The following is a 10,706-nucleotide window of genomic DNA, read 5'->3' as shown; positions in this document are numbered from 1 at the left end:
GGGCGGGGGGGGGCTGTCCGCCCCCCCCGGGGGCGGGGCGGGGGGGACGGGCGGTGGCCCGGGGGGGGGTGGGGGGCGCCTGCCCACGGCCCCCCACCTCGGCATGCCCCGGGCCGACCGGACGAAGGTCGACCGGACGAAGCACGACCGGACGAGGGTCGAACCGACGAAGCACGACCGGACGAAGGTCGAACGGACGAAGGACGCGTACCCGCGCAGCGGAGCCTTGACGGGCCGACCGACGCGCGACGTCCGCCCCGCCCGTCACGCGGTCTCGACCCCCGCCCGGAGCCGTGGCAGCATCTGCGGCGGAAGCCGGGGCGGGGGCGACGCACGCCGCCCGTACCGGCTTCGGCGACGGCGACCCGGCGGTGGACGAGGAGCGCAGCGTGGCGGACGACTTCGATGTCCTGGTGGTCGGCGGCGGGATCGTCGGGCTGGCCACGGCGTACGCCCTGACCCGGGCCAGGCCCGGGCTGCGGCTGGCGGTGCTGGAGAAGGAGAACGGCTTCGCGGCGCACCAGACCGGGCGCAACAGCGGGGTGATCCACAGCGGCGTGTACTACCGCCCCGGCTCGTACAAGGCCCGCTTCGCGGTCGCCGGCGCCGCCGAGATGGTCGAGTTCTGCCGCGAGCACGGCCTCCCGTACGAGGTCACCGGCAAGCTGATCGTGGCGACCGAGGACGCCGAACTGCCCCGGTTGGCGGCGCTGGCCGAACGCGGGCGGGCGAACGGCATCCCGGTCACCGAGCTGGACCGGGCCGGGATCGCCCGGTACGAGCCGGCCGTGGTCGGGCGGGCCGGGCTGCACGTCGGCACCACCGGCATCTGCGACTTCCCGGCGGTCGCCACGGCCTACGCCCGGCTGGCCCGGGAGGCGGGCGCCGAACTGCGGCCCGGCACGGCGGTGCGGGCGGTGGCCCGGCGCCGGGACGGGGTGACGGTCGGCACCTCCGGCGGGGAGCTGCGCTGCGGGGTGCTGGTGAACTGCGCCGGGCTGCACAGCGACCGGATCGCCCGGCTGGCCGGGGACGACCCGGGGGTGCGGATCGTCCCGTTCCGCGGGGAGTACTACGAACTGGCCGAGCACCGGCGGGACTTGGTCCGCGGCCTGGTGTACCCGGTGCCCGACCCGGCCTTCCCGTTCCTCGGGGTGCACCTCACCCGGGGCATCCACGGGGACGTCCACGTCGGCCCGAACGCGGTGCCCGCGCTGGCCCGCGAGGGGTACGACTGGCGGACCGTCCGCCCGGGCGACCTGGCCGAGACCCTCGCCTTCCCCGGCACCTGGCGGATCCTGCGGCGGCACTGGCGGTACGAGGTCGGCGAGCTGCACCGCTCGCTGTCCAAGCGGGCGTTCACCACCGCCGTCCGACGGCTGCTGCCCGCCGTGACCGCCGCCGACCTGGTGCCGGCCACGGCCGGGGTGCGGGCCCAGGCGGTGGCCCGGGACGGCTCGCTGCTGGACGACTTCGCCTTCGCCGGCTTCGACCCGGCGGACCCGCGCTCCCCGCGCCGGGCGGTGCACGTGCTGAACGCCCCCTCCCCCGCGGCGACGGCCTCGCTGCCGATCGGCCGCGAGGTGGCCCGCCGGGCCCTGGCCGCCCTGGAGGCCGGCGGCTGAGCCCGCCGCCGTACCGGCCCGGCTGAGCGCGCGGCCCCGGCCCGGATGAGCCCCGTCACACACCCCTCCGGGTGCCCCGCGCGGCCCCGTAGACTCGGTTGATTGTGACTTCCACCGCCCCGATCCCCCAGCAATCGCCGTCCGCCCGGCTGTCCGCGGCGCCGGCCGCCTACCCCGCGCCGATGTACCCGCACAAGGCCACCGAGGAACAGCACCGGGAGCGGCGGATCCGCAGCTTCCAGCCGCGCCGGGGCCGGATGACCAACGCCCAGGCGGGCGCCCTGGACCGGAGCTGGGAGACGTACGGCGTCCCGATCGACGGCACCCCGCTCGACCTCGGGGAGCTGTTCGACGGCCTGCCGGTCACCCTGGAGATCGGCTTCGGCATGGGCGAGACCACCGCCGCGATGGCCGCCGCCGACCCGTCGACCGGCATCCTGGCCGCCGACGTGCACACCCCCGGCCACGGCAACCTGCTCGGCATGCTGGAGCGGGACGGTTCGCGCAACGTCCGGCTGGCCGCCGGGGACGCGATCATCCTGCTGCGCGACATGCTGCCGGACGCCTCGCTGAACGGCCTGCGGGTCTACTTCGCCGACCCGTGGCCGAAGCCCAAGCACCACAAGCGCCGACTGGTCCAGCCGTCCTTCCTCGACCTGGTGCTGCCCCGGCTCGCCCCGGGCGCCCTGGTGCACTGCGCGACCGACTGGGAGCCGTACGCGGAGCAGATGCTGACGGTGCTGTCCGCCTCTCCCGAGCTGGAGAACCTGCACCCCGAGGGTGACGGGACCGGCTGGCTGGAGCCCGCGGACCACCCGGACGGCAGCGTCCCCGGCTACGCGCCCCGACCGGACTGGCGGCCGGTCACCAAGTTCGAGCGGGCCGGGATCGCCAAGGGCCACGTGGTGCACGACCTGCTGTTCCGCCGCCGCTGACCCGTCGGCAGCCGTTCGAACGGGCCGCGGCGGGCTGACCGGCCGGTCGCGGCCGGGACGAACGGTTCGTCCCGAGTCCTCCCGACGGGCCGCCACCGTGGCCTACCCTGAGCCGCATGGGCAGCCCGCCCGGCGGCGGGCCCCGGGCGACCGCCCGCACCGCCGCCGACGCACCGGGTACGGTCCCGCGCACCGGCGTCACCCGGACCATCCCGGGGCCGCGGAGGCGCCGGGCCGATCGGCTGCTGTCCCGGCCCGGCGGCGCGGCACCGGCCGCCCCGACGGCCCTGGTCGCCGGTCGGCTCCCGGGCGGCCCGACCGCGGCGCCCCGGGGCCGCTTCCGCTCGCTGGCGCTCTCCTCCGTCACCACCTCCGCCGTCCTGACCCTGGCCTGCTGCGGGGTGCTGATCCTGCACCTGGTCCAGCGGCAGACCGGCACCGTCGGACTGCTGGTGGGACTGGGCCTGGCGATGGTGCCGCTGCCCTTCGTGCTGGGCGGCCTGGCCTGGCTCAACCTGACCGCCCGGGTGCCGCTGCGGCACACCGTGTTCTGCCTCGGCTGGGGCGCCTGCGCCGCCACCACGATCGCGATCCTCGCCAACAACTGGACCGCCGACTACCTGACCGCCCACCACCACGCCTTCGGCGGGCTGCTCGGCGCCGGCGTCGCCACCCCGGTGATCGAGGAGAGCGCCAAGGCCACCGCCCTGCTGGTGCTGCTGCTGCCGCTCGGCCAGCGGCTGCGCTGCCACGGCCGCCGCTCCGGCCGCCCCTGCGCGCCGCTGCTGCACCGGGCGCCCGCGCCCCGGCGCCCCCGCCCGTACCAGCGCCGCCCGGCCGGGCCGCACGCCCGGGGCCGGCTGCGGCTCCGCCCGTACCTGCGGCCCCTGCCCTACCTGCGCCCGGCCCCGCCCGCCCCGGGCACCCCTAGCACCCCGGGCGCCGCGCACCGCCGCTCCCGGCCGCGCACCCTGGCCGCCGGGATGGTGCTCGGCGGGATGACGGCCTGCGGCTTCGCCTTCACCGAGAACGCCCTCTACCTGGGCCGGGCCTTCACCACCGACCAGCGCAACCGGCTGGACAGCATCGGCCTGGGTGATCCGCCCAGCCTGCGCGACTTCGACAGCACCGTGCAGACCTTCGTCCTGCGCGCCCTGCTCTCCCCGTTCGCCCACCCGCTGTTCACCGCGCTCACCGGGATCGGCCTGGCCGTCGCCCTGACCACCGGGCGGCGCTGGCTGGCCCGGCTGGCCGCGCCCGTCGGGCTGCTGCTGGCGATCGTGCTGCACGGCACCTGGAACGCCGCCGCCGACCTGGGGACGGACGGGTTCCTGGTGGTCTACGGGGTGCTGATGGTGCCCTGCTTCGTGGCGCTGGTCGGCTTCGCGCTCTGGGCCAGGGGCCGGGCCGCACGGCACGGCTGGCGGTCCGGAGGGCGGACCGGGGAGCGGCACGGAGGGTGATTCGCCGGAGACGGAGGGTGAGTTGGGGCCGTTCTGCAGAACCGATTTCCCATCTCGGCGACTTCCCCGTATTGTTGTGTTCACCGACGCGGGGTGGAGCAGCTCGGTAGCTCGCTGGGCTCATAACCCAGAGGTCGCAGGTTCAAATCCTGTCCCCGCTACTCAGTAGCCGAAAGGGCCCGGAGGATTCTTCCTCCGGGCCCTTTCGTGTTCCCGGCACGCCCAGGGCACGGTCCCGCCACGAAGCGGTAACGGCGCCCCGTTTTCAAGATCTGCTGTCAGACCGCTCCCCCATACTGAGGAAAATTTCATCCAAGTGGGGGACGGCGGGACCGTTCCCTGGATAAGGAACGACCTCATGCTGTCGAAGCGCCTGGCGAGCACCGCCGCGATCTGCCTCCTTCTCGGAGCCGGCACGGCCGCCTGTGGCGACAACAAGGGCGCGGACAAGGCCGCGGCGCCCGCGGCCACCACCGCCGTGGCGGCCGCGACCCCGACCGCCACGCCGACTCCGACTCCGACCGTGGCGAAGCTGGACACCGACAAGCTGACCGCCGAGGAGATCGAGAAGAAGGCCAAGGACGCACTGGCCGGCGCCACGTCGCTCAGGATCAGCGGCAAGATGGCGAGCGACGACGGCGAGATGACCATCAACATGGTCATGGACTCGAAGGGCGAGTGCCAGGGCAGCATGGCGATGCCCGGGATGGGCTCCTTCGAGCTCCTCAGCGACGGCAAGCAGTACTTCCTCAAGCCGGACGCCCAGTTCTGGAAGACCTTCGGCGGGCCGAAGGGCGACGCGGTCGCCGAGGTGTTCAAGGGCCGCTACCTGACCGGCTTCCAGGACGACCCGAAGATGAAGGACCTGACCGACTTCTGCAAGCTCACCGACGCGAGCAACCAGATGCTCGACGACGGCTCCAGCGCCTCCACCAAGGGCAGCGCCGGCACCGTCAACGGCGTGAAGACGTTCAGCCTCCGGCAGAAGGACGACAAGGGCGAGGAGTCGCTGCTCCACATCGCCACCGAGGGCAAGTTCTACCCGGTGCGGATGGAGAAGACCACCGGCTCCGACAAGGGCCAGATCGACTTCACCGACTACGACAAGCCGGTCACCATCCAGGTCCCGTCGCCCGACAACGTGATCGACTACACCAAGTTCGAGGACAAGGTGAAGGGCGCCTGAGCGGCACCCGCGAATAATCCGTTGCCCTCCCGACAGGGGGCTGCCTACAGTGGCGGCACACTGAAAGGAGGTGATCCTGAGTTGAGTTCCATCAGGATGTGTGAGGTGGCTGCTCGCTAGAGCCGCCCCTGCCTGCGCAGGATGAGGCCCCTGGCCTCCGGCAGGCGAAATCCACAGCAGTCACCCGACCCGCAGGCTCACCGGTACATCCCCGGTGCCTCGGCGTCAGGCCAGTGCACGGGCCTGCGTCGAGGAGCAGCCTGCGGGTCGTCTGCGTTTCCGGCTGCCCGTCGTAGCCGCGGTGCCCCCGGGTCGTTCCCGTGCTGGGGCCGCAGCGCTAGAGTCGGCGCGGCCCCGCGGTGACGACGGGGCGCAGCGGCGCGGACACAGGGGGTGGGCGATGGCGAGGGCACGGCGACGGGCCGGCGGGTCGGCGCTGCGGACGGCGCAGTGGACGGCCGCCGGGGTGCTGACCGGCACGGGCCTGCTCGGACTGCTGCTGTTCGCGCTCGGCCGGGCCCAGGCCTGGCAGGCGCTCGGCGGCGGCCTGGTGGTGGCCGGCGCCTCGACGGTGCTCGGCGGCGCGCTGGGCTTCCTGTTCGGGGTGCCCCGGGTGAAGAGCGGCTCCGGCGAGCCGCAGGGCTCGTACGCGCCCAACACCAATCTGGAACAGGTCTCCGACTGGCTGACCAAGGTGCTGCTGGGTGTCGGGCTGACCCAGCTCGGCTCGCTCGGTGAACGGCTGCACCAGCTCGGTACGGCGCTGGCGCCCGTGCTGGGCGGGGAGGACGCCGCGGTGCCGTTCGCGGCCGCGCTGGTGCTGTACTTCCTGGTGCTCGGCTTCCTGGCCGGCTGGCTGGTGACCAGGCTGGCGCTGCCCCGGGTGCTGACCGAGACGGACGAGGCGCTGGACCTCTTCCTGGCCGGGCAGGACCGCGACCGGCACGGCGACAAGGTGGGCGCCGACGACCTGCGGGTGCGCGCCATGCAGCAGCTCGGCCTGCTCGGCGGCAGCGCGGAGCAACCCGCCGCGCTGGCCGCCCAGTTGCCGCCGTCCTCGGACTCCCCCGCCGGGCCGGACGGCGTGGTGGCGGAGGTCCGCTCGACCGCGACCCGCTCGGCGCTGACCGCCGACCAGGTGCGGGCCCTGTTCGCGGCCGGCTCGGAGGGCCGCCGGATCCAGGCCCTCGCGCTGATGCAGGGCGATCCCTCGCTGGCGGACCTGCCGAGCGTGCTGGAGGCGATCGAGCACCCGCGCTCGGGGTTCGAGCAGTACCACGCACTGCTGGCCGCCCGGGGCCTGCTCTCCCGGCTGCCCGGCGCCGAGGCGCAGCGGCTGCGGGACGCGGTGGCGGCGCAGCTGGTCGACCCGCAGGGCATTCCGTACGGGTCGGACCGCAGTTGGCTGGCGGAGAAGATACTGTCCCGGCTCCAGGCGGTGGCCTTCGTCCCGGCGCAGCCGACGCTGGTGGCGTCCGCGGAAGTGGCGTCCGCGGCAGTGGCCGTCGACCCGCCGGCGAATCCCTAGCCGGTGAACCCTGGACCGTGAACCCCTAGACCGTGAACCCCTGGACCGTGAAGCGCAGTTCGGGCTGCGACCAGGGGGTCTTGGGCTGCGGCGGGCGGGTGCCGGTGCGCACGGCGCCCACCTGGAGGTAGAAGCCCTCGGCGGGCGGGTGCGAGACGACCTTGACCGTGGTGATCCCGGCGGCCCGGGCCCGGTCGAGCATGTCGGTGATCAACACCCGTCCGATGCCCAGTCCTTGGGCGTCGTCGGCGACGAACATCAGGTCCAGTTCGGCCGGTTCGTGGATCAGTCCGTAGAAGCCGAGCAGCCGGTCGTCGGTACGGTCCACGGCCATCCGCACCTCGTGGCGCTCGATGTAGTCGGGCCGCACGGCATAGCCGTCGATCATCGCGAAGTACGCACCGCGGTAGGCGGCGGAGGCCTGGATCAGCGCGGTGAGCCGGTCTGCGTCGGCGGGCCGGGCGGGCCGGATCGTGGTCTCGCTCATGCGAGCGAGTATAGGGGCCAACCAGCCCAGTGACCATTACAGAAGTGTGGCCGGTTCGGGCCCCCGGGGCTGACCACGGGCGGCCCGGAGCACCAGGACCCTGCTGGTGCGGCCGCCCCCGTGCGACACCCGGCGGACCTCGCTGGCGATCCGGCGCTCGCCGAGCGCGTACCGCAGCCGGTCGAGGTGGCCGCAGCGGCGGCCGCGACCGTCGTTCAGCGGCTGGACCCGCACCTCCCCGTCCGCGGCCGTCACCCGGACCAGCTCGGCCAGGGCGGCCAGCTGCCGCTCCGGGCCGAACAGTTCGGGGTAGGCGAAGATCAGGTAGCCGCTCAGGGTGAGCGCGAAGGCGCCGTCCGCGAAGGGCAACCTGGGCAGCGCGGCGGCCAGGTAGCACTGCGGGTGGGCGGCCGAGTCGGCGGCGAACAGCAGGCGGGCGCGGTCCCAGCTGCGCAGGTAGCGGTCCGGGCGGGCGGGGCGGCGCAAGGGGTACAGCTGCGGGCGGGCCGCCATCGCGACGGCCATCGACGCCCGGGCGGCCCGTGCCCGGGCGGCCAGCTCGGGCGGCGGCAGCGCGTACGCCGGGTCGACGGCGATCACCCGGCAGCCCAGCTCGCGCGCCTCGGCGGCCAGGCCGGACGTACCGCCCGGGCAGTCCAGCAGCGGGCCGGGCAGGGCGGCGAGCCGGGCGCGGGTCAGGCCGAACAGGGCGCAGTACTCGTCCAGCGGACGGGAGGTGACCAGGACGTCCGGGACCGGCACGGGGGTGGGGGCGGTCGCCACCCGGCCATCCGAACACGGGGCCGCCCCACCCGCATCCGGAGGGCGTCCGGAGCACGGGCGGGGCGGGGGCGGGGCAGAGCCAGGGGCGGAGCGTCAGGGAGGGGGCCGGGAGCGAGCGGACCGGGCCTCAGCGGCCGAGCAGCCCCCGGGTGGCGGCCCGGTTGACGTTGGTCAGGCCGCGGACCAGCCGCGCGGTGAGGAAGATCAGCAGGACCCCGATCGCCGAGAACGCGGCGATCTGCCAGGTGCCCTCCACGTAGTAGGCGTGCCGGACGTGGTGGCTGTCGGTGAAGTCGAACAGCTGGTACCCGTGCCAGGAGGTGTAGCGCGGGAAGACCCAGTGGTAGAGCGGGTAGAGCGCCATCGCCCAGCCGAGCAGCAGGAACGTCAGCGTGAGGCAGAAGCTGAACACCGCCCAGGGGAACATCACCAGCTGGTACAGCGCGGCCTTCCAGCCCGCCCCGTCGGCCAGCCGCGCGGTGATCGAGCCCCAGCTGCCCGGGCGCACCTGCTGCACCGGCGCCGGGCCGGGCACGTCCAGCGCGAGCATCCCGCGCACCCGGGCCCGCTCGGCCCGGCCGAGGCCCCGGGCGGTGCTGGTCAGGGCGGCCAGCACCGGCAGGCCGAGGACGGTGACGAAGGTGCCGACGCCGAGGCAGAACAGGACGATCGCGACGACGAAGCCGACGATCGCGACCGGCAGCCCGGTGAGCGCGTAACCGACCTCGCGGTAGTAGTGCCCGGAGAACGGCGCCCGCCAGAAGCCGGGCGGCTCCTCGGTGCGGCGGGCCCGGGCCGGACGGGCCCCGTCGTCACCGTAACCGCCCACGGCGTCCCACCCCTGGCCCAGCGTGCTGCCGCTGCTGCTCATCTCCCGGTCCCCGGCCCCTCGTTGTCGTGGTCTTCCGTACTCGCTGACGTGGTCCAGTCTGGCCGAGGCTGGGCCCGGTGGGTATCGGGCCGACCGGCGGATCGGGGGTGGGGTTAACCCCCCTGCCCGGCCTCGCGCCCGTACCCGGTTGCCGGTCGCGGCGCGGGCGGGCCGGACCACTCGTCGGCGAGCAGCGCGTACCGGTACGAGTCGCGCCAGGCGCCGCCCTTGTACAGGTCGTGCCGGACGCGCCCCTCCAGCCGGAAGCCGAGCCGGGTGAGCACCTTGGCCGAGGCCGTGTTCTCCACGTCGACCCGGGCGGCCAGCCGGTGCAGGCCGAGCGCCCCGAAGGAGAGCTCGCAGAGCAGTCCGGCGATCTCGCCCGCGTACCCGCGGCCCCACACCGGGCGGCTCAGCACGTAGCCGAGACGGGCCGAGCGGTACTCGCCGAGGGTGAGGGCGGCGTGCGCGACCGGCAGCGCGTCCTCCGGGTCCCCGGTGGCCTCGACGTCCTCGTGCCGGACGACGGCGAGCCGGTAGACGCCCCGCTCCTCGGCCATCGCCTCCTCCAGGTAGAGCTCGATCTGGTCGGCGCAGGTCTCGCGGTCGCGCGGCTCGAAGGGGAGGTAGCGGGTCACCTCCGGGTCGCCGTACAGCGCGTGCAGCGCGTCCACCTCCTCCGGGGTGTGGCGGTACTCGCGGAGGGCGAGTCTGGGGCCGGTGAGGCGTACGGGGACCATGGCTGCCGACCCTACCCGCGTCCGGCGGCTACCGTTCGGAACATGAACGACGAAGACCTGCGGCTCGCCCCGCGCACCAGGGCCGCCGACCTGCTCGCCTGGGCGGCCGGCCAGGACCGCGCGCCGGTGGCCGAAGCGCCGCTGCGCGCGGTGCTGGCGCTGCTGGAGCTGGGCGGGGGCAGGATGCACGACGGCTGGCCCGAACTCACCTCCGACGAGGTGGAGCACCTGCTCTACGAGCGGCTCCACCTCTACGTCCAACCCGCGCCGGAGCAGGACCCGCTCGCCTACGGCGAGGCCGTACGGCTGCTGGTCGACCACCAGCGGGCCGCGAAGCGGCTCAACGCCAAGCGCCAGGAGCGGCTGCACGCCGAGGCCGAGTGGCAGGGCGAGGTCGCGGCCGGGCTGCTGCACCGCGCCGACCTGGTGACCTGGCCCCGGCTGTACGCGGTGCTGCTGCACGCCCACGGGGTGGACGTGACGGACCCGGCGGCCGTCCGGGACTGGCTGGCGGGCTTCGCCGCGCTCGACGAGGAGCAGCGGCTGGCCGGGTACGAGGCGCTGACGACGACCGGCTGGCTGGACGAACCGGACGAGCAGGGCTGGGGGCCGGGCCGGGTGCTGTCCGTCGGCATGGCCACCGACGGCGCGCGGCTGCTGCTGGAGCAGGGCCTGATGCGGCGCAGCTACCGCAACCTGGCCGAACTGAACGCGCTGGGGCGCCCGATGCCGGACGAACTGACCGGTGGCTTCGAGGAGTTCGAGGCGGCGGCGGCCGAGGCGGCGCTCGACCTGCTCGGCGAATGGACGGTGCCCGGGCTACCGCGCCTGCTGGTGGAGGAGTTCCCGGAGCTCGCGCCGGAGCCGGGGGCGGCCGAGATCGACGCCTACCTGGCGCAGCTTCCCGCGGAGGAGCAGGAGCAGCCGGAGGGGTCGGAGGAGCCTCAGGAGCAGGAGCAGCAGTGAGCTGACGTGGGGGGGGGCCCGGGGCGCGCCCCCCCGGGCCCCGCCCCCCCCGGGGGGGGACGGGGGGGGGGCGCCCGGGGGGGGGGCCCGGGGGCCGGGGGGCCGGGGGGCCCCCCCCCGGG

The 10,706-nt window shown here is 74.9% G+C and carries 10 protein-coding genes and 1 tRNA gene; 7 read left to right on the top strand and 4 right to left on the bottom strand.

All coding sequences use genetic code 11. The features are described 5' to 3' along the window. Positions 1-389 precede the first annotated feature (389 nt). From lhgO to ACFV8H_RS35225, 6 genes are all read left to right on the top strand, one after another. Positions 390-1,625 carry an L-2-hydroxyglutarate oxidase gene (gene lhgO, locus ACFV8H_RS35250; RefSeq protein WP_380408043.1) on the top strand — a complete coding sequence of 412 codons (1,236 nt, stop codon included), beginning with the start codon at positions 390-392 and terminating at the stop codon, positions 1,623-1,625. Between the two features lie 104 nt (positions 1,626-1,729). Further along, complete coding sequence (gene trmB, locus ACFV8H_RS35245; RefSeq protein WP_380408032.1) at positions 1,730-2,560, top strand: tRNA (guanosine(46)-N7)-methyltransferase TrmB; 831 nt, start codon at positions 1,730-1,732, stop codon at positions 2,558-2,560. A gap of 116 nt (positions 2,561-2,676) precedes the next feature. Beyond that, the gene (locus ACFV8H_RS35240; protein ID WP_380408030.1) at positions 2,677-4,023 is read left to right on the top strand and encodes a PrsW family intramembrane metalloprotease; all 1,347 of its coding nucleotides are present in this window, start codon (positions 2,677-2,679) and stop codon (positions 4,021-4,023) included. A gap of 87 nt (positions 4,024-4,110) precedes the next feature. Next, positions 4,111-4,184, top strand: a tRNA-Met gene (locus ACFV8H_RS35235). A 197-nt stretch (positions 4,185-4,381) separates the two neighbouring features. Further along, positions 4,382-5,209 (top strand): hypothetical protein, encoded by an 828-nt coding sequence (locus ACFV8H_RS35230; protein WP_380408028.1) that lies wholly within the window; start codon positions 4,382-4,384, stop codon positions 5,207-5,209. Between the two features lie 400 nt (positions 5,210-5,609). Then, positions 5,610-6,737 carry a hypothetical protein gene (locus ACFV8H_RS35225; RefSeq protein ID WP_380408026.1) on the top strand — a complete coding sequence of 376 codons (1,128 nt, stop codon included), beginning with the start codon at positions 5,610-5,612 and terminating at the stop codon, positions 6,735-6,737. A 25-nt stretch (positions 6,738-6,762) separates the two neighbouring features. Here the strand turns inward: ACFV8H_RS35225 and ACFV8H_RS35220 are convergent, their stop codons facing one another. From ACFV8H_RS35220 to ACFV8H_RS35205, 4 genes are all read right to left on the bottom strand, one after another. Further along, positions 6,763-7,224 (bottom strand): GNAT family N-acetyltransferase, encoded by a 462-nt coding sequence (locus tag ACFV8H_RS35220; RefSeq protein ID WP_380408024.1) that lies wholly within the window; start codon positions 7,222-7,224, stop codon positions 6,763-6,765. A 36-nt stretch (positions 7,225-7,260) separates the two neighbouring features. Next, the gene (locus ACFV8H_RS35215) at positions 7,261-8,007 is read right to left on the bottom strand and encodes a hypothetical protein (RefSeq protein WP_380408022.1); all 747 of its coding nucleotides are present in this window, start codon (positions 8,005-8,007) and stop codon (positions 7,261-7,263) included. A gap of 127 nt (positions 8,008-8,134) precedes the next feature. Then, positions 8,135-8,878: a sensor domain-containing protein gene (locus ACFV8H_RS35210; protein WP_380408020.1), complete on the bottom strand. Its 744-nt coding sequence runs from the start codon at positions 8,876-8,878 to the stop codon at positions 8,135-8,137. A 113-nt stretch (positions 8,879-8,991) separates the two neighbouring features. Then, positions 8,992-9,618: a GNAT family N-acetyltransferase gene (locus tag ACFV8H_RS35205; RefSeq protein ID WP_380408018.1), complete on the bottom strand. Its 627-nt coding sequence runs from the start codon at positions 9,616-9,618 to the stop codon at positions 8,992-8,994. 42 nt (positions 9,619-9,660) lie between these two features. Between ACFV8H_RS35205 and ACFV8H_RS35200 the strand changes: the two genes are divergently transcribed. Continuing rightward, the gene (locus ACFV8H_RS35200; RefSeq protein WP_375892907.1) at positions 9,661-10,584 is read left to right on the top strand and encodes a hypothetical protein; all 924 of its coding nucleotides are present in this window, start codon (positions 9,661-9,663) and stop codon (positions 10,582-10,584) included. Positions 10,585-10,706: the final 122 nt, after the last annotated feature.

This window comes from Kitasatospora sp. NPDC059827 (genome assembly GCF_042731675.1).
Taxonomy (GTDB): Bacteria; Actinomycetota; Actinomycetes; order Streptomycetales; family Streptomycetaceae; genus Kitasatospora.
This window is presented reverse-complemented; position numbering and strand designations above follow the sequence as displayed.